General features: G+C 71.2%; 15 protein-coding genes and 1 pseudogene. 9 read left to right on the top strand and 7 right to left on the bottom strand.

Annotation, left to right across the window (positions count from 1 at the left end; genetic code table 11):
• Nucleotides 1–2: 2 nt before the first annotated feature.
• The 6 genes from ABZ079_RS21445 to ABZ079_RS21420 form a co-directional block, all read right to left on the bottom strand.
• Nucleotides 3–1,307, bottom strand: a complete 1,305-nt coding sequence (locus ABZ079_RS21445; RefSeq protein ID WP_356941013.1) for a M20/M25/M40 family metallo-hydrolase — start codon at nt 1,305–1,307, stop codon at nt 3–5.
• Entirely contained in the window at nt 1,300–2,133 is an 834-nt protein-coding gene (locus tag ABZ079_RS21440) for a M55 family metallopeptidase (protein ID WP_356941012.1), read from the bottom strand. The genes ABZ079_RS21445 and ABZ079_RS21440 overlap by 8 nt, the downstream gene beginning before the upstream one ends.
• A 430-nt stretch (nt 2,134–2,563) precedes the next feature.
• Nucleotides 2,564–3,286, bottom strand: coding sequence for a methyltransferase domain-containing protein (locus tag ABZ079_RS21435; RefSeq protein WP_356941011.1), 723 nt, complete (start codon nt 3,284–3,286; stop codon nt 2,564–2,566).
• Nucleotides 3,287–3,427: 141 nt separating this feature from the next.
• Nucleotides 3,428–5,881: a SpoIIE family protein phosphatase gene (locus ABZ079_RS21430; RefSeq protein WP_356941010.1), complete on the bottom strand. Its 2,454-nt coding sequence runs from the start codon at nt 5,879–5,881 to the stop codon at nt 3,428–3,430.
• Between the two features lie 165 nt (nt 5,882–6,046).
• Nucleotides 6,047–8,503: an MFS transporter gene (locus ABZ079_RS21425; protein WP_356941009.1), complete on the bottom strand. Its 2,457-nt coding sequence runs from the start codon at nt 8,501–8,503 to the stop codon at nt 6,047–6,049.
• A 152-nt stretch (nt 8,504–8,655) separates the two neighbouring features.
• Nucleotides 8,656–9,099 carry an SRPBCC family protein gene (locus ABZ079_RS21420; RefSeq protein ID WP_356941008.1) on the bottom strand — a complete coding sequence of 148 codons (444 nt, stop codon included), beginning with the start codon at nt 9,097–9,099 and terminating at the stop codon, nt 8,656–8,658.
• Between the two features lie 136 nt (nt 9,100–9,235).
• Here ABZ079_RS21420 and ABZ079_RS21415 point away from each other — a divergent pair, with 136 nt between their 5' ends.
• The 4 genes and pseudogenes from ABZ079_RS21415 (at nt 9,236) to ABZ079_RS21400 (ending at nt 13,040) form a co-directional block, all read left to right on the top strand.
• Nucleotides 9,236–10,288, top strand: a complete 1,053-nt coding sequence (locus ABZ079_RS21415; RefSeq protein ID WP_356941007.1) for an Rv2578c family radical SAM protein — start codon at nt 9,236–9,238, stop codon at nt 10,286–10,288.
• Nucleotides 10,289–10,424: 136 nt separating this feature from the next.
• Nucleotides 10,425–12,005: an alpha/beta hydrolase gene (locus ABZ079_RS21410; protein ID WP_356941006.1), complete on the top strand. Its 1,581-nt coding sequence runs from the start codon at nt 10,425–10,427 to the stop codon at nt 12,003–12,005.
• A gap of 64 nt (nt 12,006–12,069) precedes the next feature.
• Nucleotides 12,070–12,468: a RidA family protein gene (locus ABZ079_RS21405; protein ID WP_356941005.1), complete on the top strand. Its 399-nt coding sequence runs from the start codon at nt 12,070–12,072 to the stop codon at nt 12,466–12,468.
• Nucleotides 12,469–12,508: 40 nt separating this feature from the next.
• Nucleotides 12,509–13,040 (top strand): annotated as a pseudogene (locus ABZ079_RS21400) (GNAT family N-acetyltransferase).
• A 7-nt stretch (nt 13,041–13,047) separates the two neighbouring features.
• Here the strand turns inward: ABZ079_RS21400 and ABZ079_RS21395 are convergent.
• Nucleotides 13,048–13,632 carry an adenylosuccinate lyase gene (locus ABZ079_RS21395; RefSeq protein WP_356941004.1) on the bottom strand — a complete coding sequence of 195 codons (585 nt, stop codon included), beginning with the start codon at nt 13,630–13,632 and terminating at the stop codon, nt 13,048–13,050.
• A 374-nt stretch (nt 13,633–14,006) separates the two neighbouring features.
• Between ABZ079_RS21395 and ABZ079_RS21390 the strand changes: the two genes are divergently transcribed.
• From ABZ079_RS21390 to ABZ079_RS21370, 5 genes are all read left to right on the top strand, one after another.
• Nucleotides 14,007–15,821: a 3-hydroxyacyl-CoA dehydrogenase family protein gene (locus tag ABZ079_RS21390; protein ID WP_356941003.1), complete on the top strand. Its 1,815-nt coding sequence runs from the start codon at nt 14,007–14,009 to the stop codon at nt 15,819–15,821.
• Nucleotides 15,822–15,966: 145 nt separating this feature from the next.
• Nucleotides 15,967–16,788: a TetR family transcriptional regulator gene (locus tag ABZ079_RS21385; RefSeq protein ID WP_356941002.1), complete on the top strand. Its 822-nt coding sequence runs from the start codon at nt 15,967–15,969 to the stop codon at nt 16,786–16,788.
• 432 nt (nt 16,789–17,220) lie between these two features.
• Nucleotides 17,221–18,558 (top strand): crotonyl-CoA carboxylase/reductase, encoded by a 1,338-nt coding sequence (gene ccrA, locus ABZ079_RS21380; RefSeq protein WP_356941175.1) that lies wholly within the window; start codon nt 17,221–17,223, stop codon nt 18,556–18,558.
• Between the two features lie 9 nt (nt 18,559–18,567).
• Nucleotides 18,568–20,595 carry a protein meaA gene (locus ABZ079_RS21375; RefSeq protein ID WP_356941001.1) on the top strand — a complete coding sequence of 676 codons (2,028 nt, stop codon included), beginning with the start codon at nt 18,568–18,570 and terminating at the stop codon, nt 20,593–20,595.
• Nucleotides 20,592–21,551: a CoA ester lyase gene (locus ABZ079_RS21370; protein ID WP_356941000.1), complete on the top strand. Its 960-nt coding sequence runs from the start codon at nt 20,592–20,594 to the stop codon at nt 21,549–21,551. The genes ABZ079_RS21375 and ABZ079_RS21370 overlap by 4 nt, the downstream gene beginning before the upstream one ends.
• Nucleotide 21,552: the final 1 nt, after the last annotated feature.

Below are 21,552 nucleotides of genomic sequence, written 5' to 3'. Positions count from 1 at the left end.
TTCTAGGCCGTCCGCAGGAAGCGGTCGAGAACCTGCACGCCGAAGTGCAGCGCCGAAACCGGCACGCGCTCGTCCACGCCGTGGAACAGCGCCTGGTAGTCGAGTCCTTCGGGCAGCTTCAGCGGGGTGAAACCGTACCCGGTGATGCCGAGCCGGGAGAACTGCTTGGCGTCCGTGCCGCCCGACATGCAGTACGGCACCACGTGCCCGTCGGGCGCGAACTCCCCCACCGCGGCCCGCATCTTCGCGTAGGTGGGCGAGTCGACCGGGGCCTGGAGGGCCACCTCGTGGTGCTCGAACTCCCAGGTCACGTCCGGGCCGGTCAGCTGGTCGAGGGTGGCGCGGAACTCGTCCTCGGCGCCCGCCAGATAGCGTCCGTCGACATAGGCGACCGCCTCCCCGGGGACGACGTTCAGCTTGTAACCGGCTTCCAGCATGGTCGGGTTGGCGCTGTTGCGGACGGTCGCCTCGACCAGCTTGGCGGCCGGGCCGAGCTTCTCCAGCAGCCGGTCGACGTCCCTGAAGTCGGGGTCGATGCCGTACAGCACGGCGAGTTCGGTGAGCGCGGCCCGTACGGTCGGGGTGAGCCTGAGCGGCCACTCGTGCTCGCCGATGCGGGTGACGGCGGCGGCGAGCCGGGTCACCGCGTTCTCCTTGTTCACCTTGGAGCCGTGCCCGGCCCGGCCGCGCGCGGTGAGCTTCAGCCAGCCGGTGCCCCGCTCCCCCGCGGCGATCGGGTAGATCTGCCGGCCGGCACCGTCGTGGAAGGTGAAGGCGCCGGACTCGCTGATGCCCTCGGTGCAGCCCTCGAACAGCTCGGGATGGCGGTCGGCGAGGAATCCGGAGCCGTCCTCGGCGCTGGCCTCCTCGTCCGCGGTGAACGCGATGACGAGGTCCCGGCGGGGCCGCACGCCCTGCCGGGCCCAGGACCGGACGACCGCCAGGATCATCGCGTCCATGTTCTTCATGTCGACGGCGCCCCGCCCCCACACGACTCCGTCGCGGATCTCACCGGAGAACGGGTGCACGCTCCAGTCGGCGGCCTCGGCGGGCACCACGTCGAGATGGCCGTGGACCAGCAGCGCGTCGGCGGACGGGTCGGTGCCCTCGATCCGGGCGACGACGTTGGTCCGGCCGGGTGTCCGCTCCAGCAGCAGCGGGTCGAGGCCCGCCCCGGACAGCCGCTCGGCCGCGTACTCGGCGGCGGGCCGCTCCCGGCAGTCCCCGCCGCCCCGGTTGGTGGTGTCGATGCGGATCAGGCCGGAGGTGAACTCCACGACCTCTTCCAGGGCCTGCTGGTCAGCCATACTGTTCCTCCACGGCGGCAGAGACGATCGTGGTGACCGCCTTGAACGTCCTGATCCCCTCGTACATGGTGGCGCTGGTGTACGCCGCCTTCCGCTCCCCGATCCGCGCCACCCCGGGGACGACCGTCGCGGCCATCGCCAGATGCTCGGCGTCGAACTCCACGGCGATCGTGAACGGCCCGGCGTGCGACGGTTCATGACGGATCGCCAGCTGTGCGGCCTCCTTGGCGGCGGCGCGGATGTCGGCCGCCGTGCGGGCCGGGGTGCGGCACACCGCCGCGTACCGCGACACATGGTCCTTGACGGCGACCTTCAGCGCCTCGGGCGCGTACCCGAGCGCGTCCTCGCAGGCCACGTCGTCGCCGGTGACGAGCACGACGGGGACGCCGTACTCGGCGACGACGTGCGCGTTGAGCAGACCCTCACTGGCGCGGACGTCGTTCAGCCAGACCCCGGTGATCTGGTTGGCGAGATAGGTGTGGGCGAGGACGCCCTCCATGCCGGCGCCCGCGTGGTAGCCGATGAACGCGACGCCGTCGACGTCGCCGTGCTGCACGCCCTCCACCATGGACAGCGCCTTGTGCCGCCCGGTGAGCATCTCGGCCCGTTCGTCGAGCCGCTCCAGGAGCAGATTGCGCATGGTCCAGTGGGCCTCGTTGACGAGCACCTGGCCGGCGCCGCCCTCGAAGAATCCCTCCACGGCGGCGTTCACGTCGGAAGTGAACATCACCCGGCACCGCTCCCACTGCGGCGTCCCCGGCAGCACGTCGGCCGGCCAGGTGACGCCCGTGGCCCCCTCCATGTCGGCACTGATGAGGATCTTCATCTGCGTCACGTTACGCGCCGAGGGGCGGACAGGCTACGACCCCGACCTCGTGGGACGGCCCACTACCGGCCGCTCTTCTGCCGAACCCGGATCCCGAAGCGCCCGCTGCCCGGCCGGCAGCCTGCGACACGGCTTCGAGAACTCCTCCGGCGAGGCCATCCTCGTCCGTGTGCCTTGGCCGAGGCTGGGGGCGAACGCCTCCAGGCGCATGGATACGACGAAGCCGGCGACGGCGAGCAGCGGGGTGGGCGGCACACCGGATCCACCCGCTGTGCGTGGCGGTGCCGGCCCGGCAGCCCCCCAGGCGAAGCCGCTGAAGGAGCCGCACGTCTTCGGCACAGTCCGGTGCGACGCTCCGGCGGTGCTCGCGGGGCGGGAGGCCATGGTGGCCGGCCCGCGCCGCGCGGCTGGGCGAAGCCTCGGGCTCCGGTCACTTCCCGGCGAGGACGAACCAGCGCGCCGGCAGGTCGATGCGGGTGCCGTCGGCCAGGTACTCGGTCTGTGCCAGGGCCGTCTCGCCGTCGGCGAGGATCGTGAGGCCCGCCTCGGCGAGCAGCCGCGGTATCTCCTCGTCGTCGGCGTCGGCGGGCTTGAGCCCGTGGTGGTAGACGCGCTGGAGCTTGGGTGGTGGACCGGCCGGGTCGGACGCCGCGCGCCTCAGGACGTCCCGGGAGCCGGCGGTGAGTTCGACGACGAACGCGCGCCCCTCGGTGCCGAGGATCTCGGCGACGGCGGCGGCCACGGCGGGGCGCGCGGCCGGTTCGCTCTGGTGGATGACGGCTCGCATATAGACGTTGCAGTCGCCGAGCCGGTCGTGCAGGGCGCGTACGGCCTCGGTGTCGGTGAGGTCGAGCTGCTGGAACTCGACGGCGGCGCCGTTCTGGGCGCGGCGGGCGTGCTCGACGGCGGCGTGCGAGAGGTCGACGCCGACGGCGCGGGCGAACCGGGTGGCGAGGTATCGGGTCTGGGTGCCGTTGCCGCAGCCGAGGTCGACGATGGTGCGGGACGGATCCGCGTACGGCAGGAGCAGTTCGCTGTGCGGCTCGGCGGTGAGGGAGGGATCGGCGTCCCAGATGGCCTCTCCCCGGGTGTCGGAGGTCTCGCTCCAGTAACTCTCCCACGCATTGCGGTAGTTGTCCGAGACGATGTTCATGCGATCTCCCCACGGTCGGTTCCGTGATCGGGATATCGTGACGGCCCGGCGTTGGGCAAGGGGCGGACGGCCACCTTCACGAGAAGTACCGGCTCCGGCCATGCCTGCGCAGAGGAAAGGCGCACACCGTTGGCTTCGGCGCTACCCGGTGATGGCCTGCTCGAACCAGACGGTCTTGCGGTGCCCGTCGACGCTGGCGCCCCACTCCCGGGCCAGCCGGCTGACCACACGCAGTCCGCGTCCCGACTCGTCATAGGGGCCGGCGCTGAGCAGGGCGGGCAAGGCGGGTTCGTCGTCGGTGACCTCGAACAGCAGCGCGTCGGTGCGGACCACGCGCAGTCCGATCCGGCCGCTCTCCGCGTGCCGGACGGCGTTGGTGACGACCTCGCTGGCCAGCAGTTCGGCCGTCTCCACCGCCTGGGGCAGGCCCCACTGAAGGAGGCGTTCGCGGACCAGGCGGCGGGCCCGGGCCACCTCGCGCGGGTCGGCGTCGAGCCACCAGCGGGCGACGTGCTCATCGGGGATGCCGTTGAGGCGGGCCAGGAGCAGGGCGACGTCGTCCTTGCGGCCCCCGCCGGTGTTGAGGGCGCGGATGATGGTGTCGCAGGCGTCGTCCATCGAGGCGGCGGGGTGCGCGGCGGACTCGCAGAGCGCGGCGAGGCCCTCGCCGATGTCGGAACCGCGCACCTCGACCAGGCCGTCGGTGCACAGCACCAGCCGGTCCCCGGGCGCGACCTTGACCCGGATGGCTTCGAAGGGGACGCCACCGACGCCTATGGGGGCGCCCGTGGGCAGCTCGATGAGTTCGCTGCCGCCGTCCTCGGCGCGGACCAGGACGGGCGGAATGTGTCCGGCGTTGGCGAGGGTCAGCTCGCCGCCGATCGGGTCGTAGACCGCGTACAGGCAGGTGGCGAGGTAGTTGTCGCCCAGCCGGCGGGCCAGGTCGTCGAGGTTGCGCAGCAGCTGGACGGGTGGGGTCTCCATGGCGGCCATGGTCTGCACGGCCGTGCGCAGCTGACCCATCATCGCTGCCGAGTTGAGGCCGTGGCCCATGACGTCGCCGACCACGAGGGCGGTGCGCGAGCCGGGCAGTTTGATGGTGTCGAACCAGTCGCCGCCGATCCGGCCGAGCCGGGTGCCGGGCAGATAGCGGGTGGCGATGTCGCAGCCGGCCATCCGCGGGTTCACCTGCGGCAGCATGCTGTCCTGGAGGGTGTCGGCGACGTTCTCCTGGTACGTGTACATGCGGGCGTTGTCGAGCACGAGGCCCGCGCGGGCGGCGAGTTCGGCGCCGGTGGTGCGGTCCATGTCGTCGAACGCCGGGCGGTCGGGGCGGCGCATCAGCACCATGAAACCGAGGACGACGTTGCGCGCCTTGAGCGGGACGATCAGCAGGGACCGGCCGGTGATCAGCGGCCTGAGATCACGCTTCTCGAACTCGCCGGAGATGCGGTTGCCCAGTTCCTCGGTGACCCGCGGGATGAGGACCGGTTCGCCGGTGCTCATGCACTTGAAGAACGGGGTGTGCTCGGGGAAGGCGAAGGCCTCGCCGACGGGCACGGTGTCGTCCCAGCGGCCCGGTTCGTCGTTGTGCTCGACCCAGACGCGGAACATCACGGTGCTGGCGTCCGGCGGTCCGTCCGGGAAGCCCTCGCCCGCCAGGACCGCGGCGCGCAGGTGGGTGCCGGCGAAGTCCGCGAAGCGGGGGACGGCGGCGCTGGTGACCTCGCGGATGGTCTCGCCGAGGTCGAGGGAGGAACCGATGCCGGAGCTGACCTCGTTGAGGAACTCCAGCCGCTCGCGGACGGCGGCGTACTCGAGGTCCTGTTCGGTGCCGGCCGGGACCGGGGCGGCCGCCGCCCGCCCCTGTGGTACGACGGCCTCGGCGCGGGTGCGTCCGCGACGGCGGGGCACACCCCAGTACGGCGTGACGGGCACCCGGTCGAACTGGCTGAACTCCAGGACGGGGTAGCCGAGTTCGAGGATCTGGGCGACGATGCGGCCGCTGAGCCCCGGGCCCATGTTGGGCAGGATCTCGGGCAGGCGCCGTTCGAGTTCTTCGGAGGCGGGCAGTTCGGTGTGGCGGGCGAAGCCGGGCGAGATGCGCTCGGCGGTCTCGTCGTCGTAGCCCCGCTCGTCGCGCAGCCGGGTGGCGTCGGCGGCGAGCACGAGCAGCCGGAAGGGGCCGGGGCCGACCAGCGGGTAGGCCCACCAGAGCACGTCGAGCCGCTCACCGTCCGGTGTCCGCTCATGCCCGTGCGGGAACAGACGGGCGCGCCCGGCCGTGGCGTACGCGGTGTGGCCGCCGAGCGAGGACTCCAGGTCGGGGCCGAGCCCGTCGTACTCCTCGTAGGCGTCCGGCATCCGGTCGCCGTGCAGGTCCTCGGGCAGGGCGCCGGAGACCGGCAGCAGGTCCGCCGCGAGACGCCCGACGGCGTCGTCCCTGCGCACGCCGAACAGGCGCCGCGCGCCACTGCTCCAGTGGGACACCAGGCCGGCGTGGTCGACGACGACCACGGCCAGCGGAATCCGGCCCGCCGCGGTGTCGCCCGCACCGCGCTCGGGAGCTGTGTCCCGCTCGCTGCCACGGTCCATGGCCCAGGCCCTCTCTCCCCACGGCTGTTCGCAAACGATCTGTGCCGCCGCCACTACGGTACGGCGGTGGCCGATGGCGATGTGTGCCAATCCTGGAATTGGTTTCAGGTGATCGCGCCGGCGCACAGCTCAGCGCCCTGCGGGCGCCCCCACCCGTCGAACTGCTCAGTCCTCGTGTCCCAGTTGCAGGTCCCGCTCGGTGCGGCCGCCGCCCGCGACCTGCAGCACGGTGGCGACCGGTGGGTAACCTGCGGCGATGACGGTGTACTCGCCGGAGGAGAGGTCCACGAACCGGAACATCCCGTCCGCTCCGGTGGTGAGGGTGTCGACGACGTTGCCCGCGGCGTCCAGCAGCGTGACCCGTGCGTCCTCCACGGGGCGGCCGCCGCTCGCCCGGACGGTGCCCTTGAGCACGGCGCCGCCCGCGAGTTCGACGTCCTGCCGGGTCTCCCGGGAGGCCTGCACGGTGACGGGCAGCGCGGCGGGCCGGAAGGCGGGGGCGCTGGCGGCGAGGGTGTACTCGCCGGCGACCAGCTCGGTGATGACATAGCCGCCCTCGCGGCCGCTGCGGGTGGTGGCGACGACCTCGCCGTGCACGTTGGTGAGGGTGACGGTGGCGTCCCTCACGGGGCTGCCGTCGGCGGTGAGGACGCTGCCCGCGAGGCGTCCGGCGCCGCCCAGGACGACGTCGAGTTCGACGGGCCGTTCGCCGACGGTGACGGAGACGGCCTGCGGCTGGTGGCCGCCGGCGGCGGCGATGAGCACGTACGACCCGGAACCGGGCGTGCCGAGCGCGTACCGTCCGTCCTCGCCGCTCGCGCCCCGGCCGATCTGCTGTCCGGCGACGTTGATGAGGGTGAGCGCCGCTCGGGGCACCACGGTGCCGTCCGGGTGCTGCACCGTGCCGCAGACGGGGACCCCGGCGGGGTAGGGCGAGCGATGGGAGATGGGGGTCCCCCCGGCCGAAGGCTGGGGGCGGGCCTGCGGAACGGTGGCGCCTGCCGGCGCGGTCTCCTGGCCGGCGGCGGGGGCGTTGTGGGACACCAGTGGTTTCTCCTTGAGGAAGAAGGCGATGAGCAGGCCGAGGACGAGCACCGGGACGAGGTAGAGGAAGATCCGGGGCATCGCGTCGGCGTAGGCCCGGATGTAGGCGTCGCGCAGCGCCGGGGGCAGCGCGTGGACGAGCTGCGGGGTGATGGAGTCGGCATCGGGCAGCCGGGTGCCCGCGTGCGAGGGCAGCTCCTCGCGCAGGGAGTCGCCGAGCCGGTCGGTGAAGAGGGTGCCGAAGACGGCGGCGCCGACGCTGCCGCCGATCTGCCGGAAGTAGTTGTTGGCGCTGGTGGCGGTGCCGAGGTCGGCGGGGCGTACGGAGTTCTGCACGGCGAGGATCAGCACGGGCATCACCAGGCCGATGCCGGCGCCGAGTACGGCCATCCAGATGCTGTAGTGCAGCCGGGGCGTGTCGGCCTCGAGCCGGGACAGCAGCCACATGCCGACGGCGGAAAGGGCGCCGCCGAGCACGGGGAAGACCTTGTAGCGGCCGGTGTGACTGATGAGCTGTCCGCCGATGATCGAGGCGCCGACGATCCCGGCCATCATGGGCAGCATCAGCAGCCCGGACTCGGTGGCGCTGGCCCCGTCGACCATCTGCAGGAAGGTCGGCAGATAGCTGGCGGCGCCGAACAGGGCGACCCCGATCACGAGGCCCACGATGCCGCTGAGGTTGAAGACGGAGTCGCGGAACAGCCGCAGCGGGACGAGGGGTTCGGCGGCGAAGCGCTCGGCGACGAGGAAGAGGAGGGCGGCGGCGACCGCGCCGGCACCGAGGCCGAGGATCTGCCGCGACCCCCAGGCGTACTCGGTGCCGCCCCAGCTGGTCAGCAGGACCAGGCAGGTGGAGGCGGCGGCGAGCAGCAGCGCGCCCGGCACGTCGAGACGTCCGCGGACCGTGGGCTTCGGCAGTTTCAGGACGACGGTGACGACGGCCAGGGTGACCAGGCCGAAGGGGACGTTGATGTAGAAGCACCAGCGCCAGGAGAGGTGGTCGGTGAAGTAGCCGCCGAGCAGCGGGCCCGCGACGGAGGCGAGGCCGAAGGCGGCGCCGATCAGGCCCATGTAGCGGCCGCGTTCGCGGGGCGGGACGATGTCGGCGATGATCGCCTGCACGCCGATCATGAGCCCGCCCGCACCGACGCCCTGGACCGCGCGGAAGGCGATCAGCTGGTCCATGGTCTGTGCCCGGCCGGCGAGCACTGAACCGACGACGAAGACGCCGATGGCGAACTGGAAGACGCCCTTGCGGCCGACCAGGTCGCCGAGCTTGCCGTACAGGGGCAGGCCGATGGTGGAGGTGAGCAGATAGGCGGTGATCGCCCAGGACATCCTGTCCAGGCCGTGCAGCTCGCCGACGACCTTGGGCAGCGCGGTGGCGACGATCATCTGGTCCAGCGCCGCGAGGAGCAGGGCGAGCATCAGCCCGAAGAACACCAACCACACCCGGCGCGGACCGAGTTCGGCGGCGGAGGCGGACGGCGGTGGCGCTGCGGCGGCGGTCCCCTCGGTCGCCTCCCCCACAGCCGGCGCCACGGCCGGCTCGTGCTCCACCAGAGTCGTCCCGCCCACGTACCGCTCCCCTCGTCGCACCTGTCACAATTCCCGCGTAAGGCGACAACTGCTGACAACTACGGCGAGTTACGGCACCGCTGAGGTCGGGGCGGATATCCACTCGAATCGGTGAAGGGGCACAACACCCCTTCACCGCAGGGAGCTTGGCCCTACTTCTCGACCTCGGCGGCGAGGTTGGCGAGCACGGCGTCGTAGATACGGCCGAGGCCCTTGGGCGCGAAGGTCTTCTCGAAGAAGCCGCCGATGCCGCCGGCACCCTTCCAGGTGGTGGTGACGACGACCCGGGACCTGCCCTCGCCGGCCGGGGTGACGCGCCAGGTGGTGACCATGGAGGAGTTGCGGTCCTTCTCGACCAGTTCGCCGTCGGTGGGCTCGCTGACCTCCAGGAGGCAGTCACGCACCCGCTTGCTGGTGGCCTGGAGCTTCCAGTGGACGAGGGTGCCCTCGCCGTCGCCCCCCTCGCGCACCTCGTACTCGCTGAAGTGCTCGGGCAGCAGCTTCTGCCGCGTTTCACGGTAGTCGGCCAGAGCGTCGAACACCTTCTCCGCGTCCGCCGCGACGACCCGTTCCGTAGTGGCCTCGACCTGCGCCATTGCGTTCCTCCAGGACCTGGTTGCTCGGGGTTGGGGCAAGCCAACCACTCCGGCGTCCGGCCGCCCAAATCGGGGCCCGCACGATCATGGGAACAGATGTTCTATTGTGTGGGGGCAGTGCTAGCGAGGAGGCGTCATGCGCTGGGAGAACCTCACCGTGGAGTCCGGGGAGCCCGCCGAGCACGGGCGGGCGGCCGATGCCGCGCTGTTCGGCGCGGACGCCGTGACCACCCGCACGTTCGACACGCCCGAGTTCCGCGGGATCACCTTCCACGAGGTCCGGGCGCGCTCCGTGCTGAACCGGGTGCCGGGCGCCTCGCGCATGCCGTTCGAATGGACGGTCAACCCCTACCGAGGCTGCGCGCACGCGTGCGTGTACTGCTTCGCGCGCAGGACGCACAGCTATCTGGACCTCGACACCGGTATCGGCTTCGACACCCAGATCGTGGTCAAGGTGAACACGCCCGAGGTGCTGCGCCGCCAGCTGGCCTCCCGCCGCTGGCAGGGCGACCACGTGGCGATGGGCACGAACGTCGACTGCTACCAGCGAGCGGAGGGCCGCTACGGGCTGATGCCGGGCATCATCTCCGCCCTCACCGACCACGCGAACCCGTTCTCCATCCTCACCAAGGGCACCCTGATCCTGCGCGACCTGGACCTGCTGACCCGGGCGGCCGAGGTGACGGACATCGGCATCTCGGTCTCCGTCGGCTTCCTCGACACTGAGCTGTGGCGGACGGTGGAGCCGGGCACCCCCGCGCCGGAGCGCCGGCTGGACGTCGTACGGACCCTCGGCGAACACGGCATCGGCTGCGGGGTGCTGATGGCACCGGTGATCCCGTTCCTCAGCGACGACCCGGCCCACCTGCGGGCCACCGTCCGGGCGATCGCGGCGGCCGGGGCCACCTCCGTGACGCCGCTGGTGCTGCATCTGCGGCCGGGTGCCCGGGAGTGGTTCATGGCCTGGCTCGGGCAGCACCACCCGCACCTGGTGCGCCGCTACGAGCGGCTGTACGCGGAGGGCGCCTACGCGCCCAAGTGGTATCAGCGCCGGATCACCCGTCAGGTTCACGAGCTGGCACAGGAGTACGGGATCGGGCCCACCCGCGCGGGCGCGGCCCGCCGGATCCGCCCGGCGCAGCCGGAAACCCAGGCCGTGTCCGAGCCGACCCAACTCACCCTCATCTGAGAGCGTTCGAGGGCATCCCGCGACCCGATTGGGTCAAGTATCGGTGGAAGGCGTTCTTCGGGCCCCCGTTCCCGGGACGATGCGGCGAGAACCGTGATGGTCGCGGTTCACCGCAACCTCCGTCCCGGGAGTACCCATGAGAACACGCGCAGCCGTGCTGTGCGCGGCCGCGGCCGTGGTGGCGGGTTCGGTCACGGCCGTCCCCGCGCGGGCGACCGCGCCGGCCTCGCCCGAGCCGTCCGCTCCGGCGGCGAAAGCCGCCTGGAAGAAGTGCGGCACGAGGGAGTACCCGACGCTGCAGTGCGCGTCCCTGAAGGTGCCGCTGGACCATGCCGACCCGTCGGGCCGGCAGATCACGCTCGCCCTGTCCCGGGTCCCGCACACCGCGCGGACGTCCCAGGGCCCGCTGCTGGTCAACCCCGGTGGCCCCGGCGGCAGCGGACTGGCGCTCGCCGGGTTCGTCGCCTCGGCGCTGCCCAGGAGCGTGGCGGCCCAGTACGACGTCATCGGCTTCGACCCGCGCGGGGTCGGCAGGAGCACCCCCACCCTGAACTGCGTGCCCGGCCACTTCGCATCGGTACGCCCGGACACCGTGCCGGCCACGCCCGCGCTGGAGCGGGCGAACCTGAAGCGGGCGCGGTCCTTCGCCGCCGCCTGCGGCCGCAAGTACGCCGATGTGCTGCCTTACATCAACACCGTCAGCGCGGCCCGGGACATGGACTCCGTCCGGCGGGCCCTCGGCGCGAAGAAGATCAGCTACTTCGGGTACTCCTACGGCACCTACCTCGGCGCGGTCTACGCCAGGCTGTACCCCCAGCGGGTCCGCCGCCTGGTGCTGGACTCGATCGTCGACCCGACCGGTGTCTGGTACGAGGACAACCTGGGCCAGGACTACGCCTTCAACGACCGCCACCGCGCGCTGATGGCGTGGATCGCCAGGTACGACGCCACGTACAGGCTCGGCAAGGACCCCGCGAAGATCGAGGCCGAGTGGTACGCGATGCGAGCGGCCCTGGCGAGGAAACCGGCCGGGGGCAGGGTCGGCGCCGCCGAGCTGGAGGACACCTTCATCCCCGGCGGCTACTACAACGGCTACTGGCCCTACCTCGCAGAGGCGCTCGCGGCCTACGTCCGCCACAAGGACACCGGGCCGCTCGTGAAGGCGTACGAGAACTTCGCCGCCGTGGCCGCCTCGGGTGACAACGGCTACAGCGTCTACACGGCCGTGCAGTGCCGTGACGCCTCCTGGCGGCGCAACTGGAACCGGTGGAACTCGGACACCTGGCAGGTGTACGCCAAGGCGCCCTTCATGGCCTGGAACAACACCTGGTACAACGCGCCCTGCGCGTTCTGGCCGACCGGCACGCTGAAGCCGGTGAACGTCGCCAACGGCAAGCTGCCGCCGACACTGCTCTTCCAAGCGACCGACGACGCGGCCACCCCCTACCCGGGCGGTGTCACGGCCCACCGTCTGCTGGCCGGCTCCAGCCTGGTGGTCGAGGAGGGCGGCGGCAATCACGGCATCACGCTGAGCGGCAACGCCTGCCTGGACAAGTACCTTTTCGCGTATCTGGCCGACGGCAAGGTGCCGCACGGCGGCAGCGCGGTCGACGCCGTCTGCGAGAAGTCGCCCGATCCGAAGCCGCTCACGACGAAGGCGGCCTCGACATCGTCCCGCGGCTCCGCCCTGCACGGGCTGCTGGGCTTCCGCCGCTAGCCGTTCCGGCCGGCCCGAAGGGGGCGTGTCAATGGGGTCGCCCACCATGGTTCACCATGGAGCCATGAGTGGACCGATCCGTATCTCCGCCCCCGATGGGGTCGCCCCCTCCGCCCACTACAGCCATGTGGTCTCGGCGACGGGTCGCTTCGTCGCCGTCTCCGGCCAGCTCGCCCTGGACGAGGACGGCCATCTGGTCGGGGAGGGAGATCCGGCGGCCCAGGCACGCCAGGTGTTCGAGAACCTGAGGCGCTGCCTGGCCGCCGCCGGGGCCGGATTCGAGGACGTCGTGAAACTGACGTACTTCGTCACGGACATGGCGCACATGCCGGCGATCCGCGCGGCCCGCGCCGCGCACCTGCCCGACGACCGCCTTCCGGCGTCCTCCGCCGTGCGGGTGGCCGGGCTGGTGGCGCCGGAGTTCCTGCTGGAGGTCGAGGCGATCGCGGTGGTGGGCCGGTAGTTCCGGGCATGCCGGAGGGGCCGCCGCCCAGGGTGCCGTCATGGACGACCCGCTCACCCGCATCCGCCCGATGGCACTCGCCGGCTGCGATCGCGTCCCGGAGATCCGCGTGCCCGGCTGGCGCCACGCCTACCAGGGGCTCATCCCGCAGCCCTGCCCGGACGGGCTCGGCATCACGGCGGGCGCCGAGCGGCGGGCCCGGTTCACGCAGCAGGGGAACGGTTCCCTGGTGAACCTGGTCGCCGGGCGGGGCGGTGACGTCCTCGGCCGGGCGGCGTACGGAGCGCAGCGGGACGGTGAGGCGCACACCGGGGACGCCGAGTTGTACGCGATCTGCGTGGACCGGCCCGCCTCGGCAGCGGGATCGGGCTGGCCTTGCCGACCGAGGCGGTCGGGCGGTGCCTGCCGTGCCCGCGCATGTGTCTGTGGGTCCGGAAGGACGACATCCCCCACAAGATCCCCGCCCGCCGGGTCTACGAGCGTGCCGGATTCCGGCCGGACGGCGCCGAGCCCTGCGAGGTGGACGGTGTGCCGTGCCCGAGGTGCGGTACGTCATGGACCTGCCGGACTGACCGGGCGTCATCCGGCCCCCCGCTGCTGCGGGATCCGCGCCAGCGCGTGCACCGCCGCCTCGGCGAGCGCCGGGTGCGCCAGGGCCTCGTTCAGCACCGGCAGGGCGCGGACGTCGCCGAGCGCTCCCAGGCCCTCCACGCAGGCGAGGGCGACCCGCCGGTAGGGGTCGTGCGGGCGCAGCCGCCGCTCCAGGGTGGTGATCAGCGCGGGCACGGACTCCGGGGCGCGCAGGGCGACCAGCAGCCGTACCGGGTGCAGGGCGTAGGCGACGCGCAGTTCGTTGGTGGCGAGGGCGGCGGCCGCGCGGGCCGTGCGTGGGTCGCCGAGCCGGGCGAGGGCGTGGGCGGCGGAGGCGCAGCGCGGTGGGTCGCGGTGGTTGAGCAGCAGCACCAGGGACTCGAAGGCACGCCGGTCGCCCGCGAGACCGAGGCGGAACGCGGCCAGTTCCCTGGCCCACAGCGGCTGCCCGGGAGCGGTGAGGACCTCGGCCAGTTCACTCTGGTCCTCGGTGCCCAGCAGGTACGCGAAGGCCGCCGAGCCGCCCGCCTCCTGCCGTAAGCGTTCCGTGAGCGATCGCAACTCTTCGTCCACGAGCCCCAGCGTAGAGGTGTTGTGCCGACGGAGGGAGCCAGATCACAAAGTCGGGGACTAGCGCGCTCGTTACCCGCCGGTTAAGCTCATACGAGCGAGTAACCCTCTCGCAGTTCCGCTGGCGACGGTTTGGTGACGCAACCGTCGTGAGCGCGTCGGTTCGGTACCCGTGCGTACCGCAGTACGACCCGGCTTCGGGACAGAGCCGGTCGGAAATTCGCCGATCCCGGGCGTGTGCACGCCCGCGGCACCGGCAGCACCGGGCGTGTGCGCTCGCAGCCCGGCAACACCCGCACTCCATTTCCGCACCGTGGTGCGCCCTCGGGCGCACCCGGCGCGTTCCTCGTCGTCACCCTCATTCCTGGAGTCCCGCGATGGCCACTCCCCTGTCCCCCCAGCCCGGCAGCCCCCTGTCCCCGCTCAAGACGATCGCCGTCGTCGGCCTCGGCACCATGGGCACCGGCATCACCGAGGTCCTCGCCAGGGCCGGCCGCCAGGTGATCGGCATCGACATCAGCGAGGCCCAGGCCGCGCGGTCGCTCGCCGCCCTGGAGGCCTCCACCTCCCGCGCCGTGGCACGCGGCCGGCTCACCGAGGCGGAGCGCGCCGGGACGCTGGCCCGGGTCCGCACCTCCACCGACCTGCGCGCGGCGGCCGACGCCGACCTCGTCATCGAGGTCGCCCCGGAGTCGTACGAGATCAAACACCAGATCTTCCGCGAACTGGACGGCATCGTCCGTCCGGAGACGATCCTCGCGACCGGCACCAACGCACTGTCCGTGACCCGGCTGGCCGCCGACTCGGCCCGTCCGGAGCGCGTGCTCGGCCTGCACTTCTTCAACCCGGCACCGGCGATGAAGCTGGTCGAGGTCGTCTCGTCGGTGCTGACCGCGCCGCACGCCGTCGCCGCGGTCACCGACCTGGCGCTCGAGCTGGGCAAGGAGCCGGTCGCGGTCGGTGACCGCCCCGGCTTCGTCGCGGACGGTCTGCTGTTCGGCTACCTCAACCAGGCCGCCGCGATGTACGAGGCCAGGTACGCCTCGCGCGAGGACATCGACGCGGCGATGCGGCTCGGCTGCGGTCTGCCGATGGGCCCGCTCGCCCTGCTGGACCTGATCGGCGTCGACACCGCCCGTACGGTCCTGGAGGCCATGTACGCCGAGTCCCACGACCGGCTGCACGCCCCCGCCCCGATCCTCAAGCAGCTCAGCGAGGCGGGCCTGACCGGCCGGAAGTCCGGGCGCGGCTTCTACACCTACGAGGCGCCGGGCAGCGCCACGGTCGTGCCGGACGCGCTGACCCCGGCTCAGGGCGGCTCGCTCACCGCGGGGCGCGAGATCCGCTCGGTCGGTGTCGCGGGCTCCGGCACAATGGCCTCCGGCATCGTCGAGGTGTTCGCGAAGGCGGGCTACGAGGTCGTCCTGGCCGCCCGCAGCGAGGAGAAGGCGCAGACCGCCAAGGCCCGGATCGGCAAGTCCCTCGCGCGCTCCGTCGACAAGGGCCGGCTGACCGCCGAGGCCGCCGCGCAGATCCTGGACCGGATCACCCCGGCCGGGTCGTACGACGCCTTCGCCGACGTCGACCTGGCCGTCGAGGCGGTCGCCGAGGACCTGGAGATCAAGCAGCAGCTGTTCGCGACGCTGGACAAGGTCTGCAAGCCCGGAGCGGTCCTGGCCACCACCACCTCCTCGCTGCCCGTCGTCGCCTGCGCCCGCGCCACCTCGCGCCCGCAGGACGTGATCGGCATGCACTTCTTCAACCCGGCACCGGCGATGAAGCTGGTCGAGGTGGTGCGTACGGTGTTGACCGCGGACGACGTCCACGCGACGGTCCGCGAGGTCTGCGTCAAGATCAAGAAGCATGCCGTCGACTGCGGGGACCGGGCGGGCTTCATCGTCAACGCCTTGCTTTTCCCGTACCTGAACAACGCGATCAAGATGGTGCAGGAACACTATGCGTCTCTTGACGACATCGACGCGGCGATGAAGCTCGGCGGCGGCTACCCGATGGGCCCCTTCGAGCTGCTGGACGTGGTCGGCCTGGACGTCTCGCTGGCCATCGAGAAGGTGCTGCACCGGGAGTTCCGCGACCCGGGCCTCGCTCCGGCCCCGCTGCTGGAGCACCTGGTGGCCGCGGGCTGCCTCGGCCGCAAGACGGGCCGCGGCTTCCGCGAGTATGCCCGCCGCTGACGGCGTCGGCGACTGGTTCGACGGCGCCTTGGACGGCGCGGACTGGGGCGGACTGCTCGACCCCGCGGACGCTCCCCCGCCCTTCACGGGCGGGGGAGGTCCCGCACCTGCGCGTCGAGCTGCGCACATGCAGTACGTTCGGGTCATGTCCCAGCCCGCCAAGTCCTCACGTACACCAGCTACGCCCGACGCGCCGGAAAGTGCCGCAGGCAGTCGCGCCGCCGCCCAGCGGCTCAAGATGCGCCGAGAACTGGCGGCCGCGGCCATGGAGCTGTTCGCGACCAAGGGGTACGAAGCCACCACCGTCGACGAGATCGCGGCCGCGGCCGGCGTCGCCCGCCGCACGTTCTTCCGCCACTTCCGTTCCAAGGAAGAGGCGATCTTCCCGGACCACGACGACACGCTGATCCGCGCCGAGGCGGTCCTCAACGCCGCCCCCGCGCACGAGCATCCGCTCGACACCGTGTGCCGTGGCATCAAGGAAGTCATGAAGATGTACGCGGCCCGGCCGGAGATCTCGGTGGCCCGTTACAAGCTCACGCGGGAGGTGCCCACCCTGCGCGAGGCCGAGATCGCCTCGGTGGCCCGCTACGAGCGCCTGTTCACCCGGTATCTGCTGGGCCACTTCGACGAGCACGCGCACGCCGACGACGCCAACGACGACCCGCTGCTGGCCGAGGTCGCCGCCTCCGCCGTCGTCACCGCCCACAACCATGTCCTCAGGCGCTGGCTCCGGGCGGGCGGCCAGGGCGACGTGGAGGCCCAGCTGGACCACGCCTTCGCGATCGTGCGGAAGACGTTCGGAACGGGGATCGGAGCCGGGCGCGGCTCGGCCGGCACGCCGGCCACCACCACCGCCCCGGCGACGGCCTCCGCGCACGGCGAGGTGCTGGTGACGGTCGCCCGTACCGACGCGCCGCTGGACGAGGTCATGCGGACCATCGAAGAGGCGCTGAAGGAGCGCTGACGGCGCCCCTCGCTCTGTGATGACGGCCACCCTCCGGGGTGGCCGTTTTGCCATGTCAGAGCCCCTTTTCGAGCACATTTCAGGGGCCCGTTCGATCGATCATCGCTCATGTGTTACGTAAAGATTTCATCTGAGGCCAAGTTCTGGCACTCAGTGCCTTGTCACCTGACACGCGGTGTCATACGTTGAAGATGTCCGGGCGGTCGGCGAGCAGAGACCATTCGCTCGCCGGCTGTCCCCGCAAGCCGACGGCCTGCGCGCCCGGACGCCTGCGTCACAGGCACCCTCCCGCGCCACAAAGCGCTGCCGAAGCACCACCCGCCGAACCGACGGCAACCCTCAGAAAAACCCTCAGCAGCACTCTCAGCAGCACCGACGAATCCCCAGCGCCCCTCCCTCAGGGCGCTCACCGCCGGAGGCAACACCGTGACCGTGAAGGACATCCTGGACGCGATCCAGTCGAAGGACGCCACGTCCGCCGATTTCGCCGCCCTGCCGCTCCCCGAGTCGTACCGTGCGATCACCGTGCACAAGGACGAGACGGAGATGTTCGCGGGCCTCGCGACCCGTGACAAGGACCCGCGCAAGTCGATCCACCTCGACGAGGTGCCGCTGCCCGAGCTCGGCCCGGGCGAGGCCCTGGTGGCCGTGATGGCCTCCTCGGTCAACTACAACTCCGTGTGGACGTCGATCTTCGAGCCCCTGTCGACGTTCGGTTTCCTGGAGCGCTACGGCAAGGTCAGCGAGCTGACCAAGCGCCACGACCTGCCCTACCACATCATCGGCTCCGACCTCGCGGGCGTCGTCCTGCGCACCGGCCCGGGCGTCAACGCCTGGAAGCCCGGTGACGAGGTCGTCGCCCACTGCCTGTCCGTCGAGCTGGAGTCCTCGGACGGCCACAACGACACGATGCTCGACCCCGAGCAGCGCATCTGGGGCTTCGAGACCAACTTCGGCGGCCTCGCCGAGGTCGCGCTCGTCAAGTCCAACCAGCTGATGCCCAAGCCCGACCACCTCAGCTGGGAGGAGGCCGCCGCCCCCGGCCTGGTCAACTCCACCGCCTACCGGCAGCTGGTCTCCCGCAACGGCGCCGGTATGAAGCAGGGCGACAACGTGCTCATCTGGGGCGCCAGCGGCGGCCTCGGCTCGTACGCCACCCAGTTCGCGCTGGCCGGCGGCGCCAACCCGATCTGTGTCGTCTCCTCACCGCAGAAGGCGGAGATCTGCCGGGCGATGGGCGCCGAGGCGATCATCGACCGCAACGCCGAGGGCTACAAGTTCTGGAAGGACGAGCAGACCCAGGACCCGAAGGAGTGGAAGCGCTTCGGCAAGCGCATCCGCGAGCTGACCGGCGGCGAGGACATCGACATCGTCTTCGAGCACCCCGGCCGCGAGACCTTCGGCGCCTCCGTCTACGTCACCCGCAAGGGCGGCACCATCACCACCTGCGCCTCGACCTCGGGCTACATGCACGAGTACGACAACCGCTACCTGTGGATGTCCCTGAAGCGGATCATCGGCTCGCACTTCGCCAACTACCGCGAGGCCTGGGAGGCCAACCGGCTCATCGCCAAGGGCAAGATCCACCCGACGCTGTCGAAGGTCTACTCCCTGGAGGAGACCGGCCAGGCGGCGTACGACGTGCACCGCAACCTCCACCAGGGCAAGGTCGGCGTCCTGTGCATGGCGCCCGAGGAGGGCCTGGGCGTGCGCGACGAGGAGAAGCGCGCCAAGCACATCGACGCCATCAACCGCTTCCGGAACATCTGAGGGCCTTAGATGACAGAGCGTCAGAAGGACCGTCCGTGGCTCATGCGGACGTACGCGGGTCACTCGACCGCGGAGGCGTCCAACGAGTTGTACCGGCGCAACCTCGCCAAGGGCCAGACCGGTCTGTCGGTGGCGTTCGACCTGCCGACGCAGACCGGGTACGACCCCGACCACATCCTCGCCCGCGGCGAGGTCGGCCGGGTCGGCGTGCCCGTCGCGCACCTCGGTGACATGCGCCGGCTGTTCCAGGACATCCCCCTGGAGCAGATGAACACCTCGATGACGATCAACGCCACCGCCATGTGGCTGCTGGCGCTCTACCAGGTCGTCGCGGAGGAGCAGGGCGCGGACATCACCAAGCTCCAGGGCACGACCCAGAACGACATCGTCAAGGAGTACCTGTCCCGGGGCACCCACGTGTTCCCGCCGGGGCCGTCGCTCCGGCTGACGACGGACATGATCGCGTACACGGTCTCCCACATCCCGAAGTGGAACCCGATCAACATCTGCAGCTACCACCTGCAGGAGGCCGGGGCCACGCCGGTGCAGGAGATCGCGTACGCGATGTCCACCGCGATCGCCGTCCTCGACGCCGTCCGCGACAGCGGCCAGGTGCCGCAGGAGCGCATGGGTGACGTGGTCGCCCGGATCTCCTTCTTCGTGAACGCGGGTGTCCGCTTCGTCGAGGAGATGTGCAAGATGCGGGCGTTCGGCCGCATCTGGGACAAGGTCACGCGTGAGCGGTACGGCATCGAGAACCCCAAGCAGCGCCGCTTCCGGTACGGCGTCCAGGTGAACTCCCTCGGCCTGACCGAGGCGCAGCCGGAGAACAACGTCCAGCGGATCGTGCTGGAGATGCTGGCCGTGACCCTCTCCAAGGACGCACGCGCGCGGGCCGTGCAGCTGCCCGCCTGGAACGAGGCCCTGGGCCTGCCCCGGCCCTGGGATCAGCAGTGGTCGCTGCGCATCCAGCAGGTTCTCGCGCACGAGAGCGACCTGTTGGAGTACGAGGACATCTTCGAGGGCTCGCACGTCATCGAGGCGAAGGTGAAGGCCCTCGTGGAGGAGTCCCTCGCCGAGATCGACCGGATCCAGGAGATGGGCGGCGCGATGGCCGCCGTCGAGTCCGGTTATCTCAAGTCGCAGCTGGTCTCCTCGCACGCCGAGCGGCGGGCGCGGATCGAGTCCGGCCAGGAGAAGATCGTCGGCGTCAACATCTTCGAGACGACCGAACCGAACCCGCTCACGGCCGACCTGGACACCGCGATCATGACGGTCGACCCGGCGGTCGAGGCCCGCGTCATCGAGTCCCTGCGGCACTGGCGGGACACCCGCTACCAGCCGCCCTTCAACCACCCGCGCCCCTGCAAGGCGCTGGAGAAGCTGAAGGAGGCCGCCAAGGGCACCGACAACCTGATGGAGGCCACGCTGGAGTGCGCCCGCGCCGGGGTCACGACCGGCGAGTGGGCCGGGGCCCTGCGCGAGGTGTTCGGCGAGTACCGGGCGCCCACCGGGGTCTCCTCCGCGCCGGTGGCCGTCACCGCCGAGGCCGGCTCGGCTCTCGCCGAGGTCCGCGCCAAGGTGGACGCCACCGCGCGTGAGCTGGGCGTCGGCAAGCTCCGCTTCCTGGTCGGCAAGCCGGGCCTGGACGGGCACTCCAACGGCGCCGAGCAGATCGCCGTGCGCGCCCGTGACGCCGGCTTCGAGGTGGTCTACCAGGGCATACGGCTCACCCCGGAGCAGATCGTGGACGCCGCCCTGGCGGAGGACGTCCATGCCGTGGGCCTGTCGATCCTGTCCGGCTCGCACGCCCAGCTGGTGCCGGACGTACTCCAGCGGCTGCGTGTGGCCGGTGCCACAGATATACCCGTGATCGCAGGTGGCATCATCCCGAACGGTGACGCCGAACAGCTCAGGGCCGCGGGAGTGGCCGCGGTGTTCACCCCGAAGGACTTCGACATCACCGGAATCATCGGCCGCATCGTCGACGAGATCCGGAAAGCGAACAAGCTCGACCCCCTGGAGGTCCCCGCATGACCGTCAACCGTCTTCGTCCGCGGCGTTCGTGCCTGGCCGTACCCGGTTCGAACCCCCGCTTCCTGGAGAAGGCGCAGGGCCTCCCGGCGGACCAGGTCTTCCTGGACCTGGAGGACGCGTGCGCGCCGCTCGCCAAGCCCGAAGCACGGCACACCATCGTGAAGTTCCTCAACGAGGGTGACTGGACGGGCAAGACCAGGGTCGTGCGCGTCAACGACTGGACGACCGAGTGGACGTACCGCGATGTCGTGACCGTGGTCGAGGGCGCCGGCCAGAACCTCGACTGCATCATGCTGCCGAAGGTGCAGAACGCCCAGCAGGTCGTCGCCCTGGACCTCCTCCTGACCCAGATCGAGAAGACCATGGGCTTCGAGGTCGGCCGGATCGGCATCGAGGCGCAGATCGAGAACGCCCAGGGCCTGAACAACGTCAACGAGATCGCGCAGGCCTCCCCGCGCATCGAGACGATCATCTTCGGCCCGGCCGACTTCATGGCCTCCATCAACATGAAGTCGCTGGTCGTCGGTGAGCAGCCGCCCGGGTACCCGGCGGACGCCTACCACTACATCCTGATGAAGATCCTGATGGCGGCCCGCGCCAATGACCTCCAGGCGATCGACGGCCCCTACCTGCAGATCCGCAACGTCGAGGGCTACCGCGAGGTCGCCCAGCGCGCCGCGGCCCTCGGCTTCGACGGCAAGTGGGTGCTGCACCCGGGCCAGGTCGAGGCGTCGAACGAGATCTTCTCGCCCTCCCAGGAGGACTACGACCACGCCGAGCTGATCCTGGACGCGTACGACTACTACACGTCCGAGGCGGGCGGCAAGAAGGGCTCCGCGATGCTCGGCGACGAGATGATCGACGAGGCCAGCCGCAAGATGGCCCTGGTCATCTCCGGCAAGGGACGCGCCGCCGGCATGCAGCGCACCAGCAAGTTCGAGATCCCGGAGGCGTGAC

The organism is Streptomyces sp. NPDC006314 (assembly GCF_040613075.1).
GTDB lineage: Bacteria > Actinomycetota > Actinomycetes > Streptomycetales > Streptomycetaceae > Streptomyces.
This window is presented reverse-complemented; position numbering and strand designations above follow the sequence as displayed.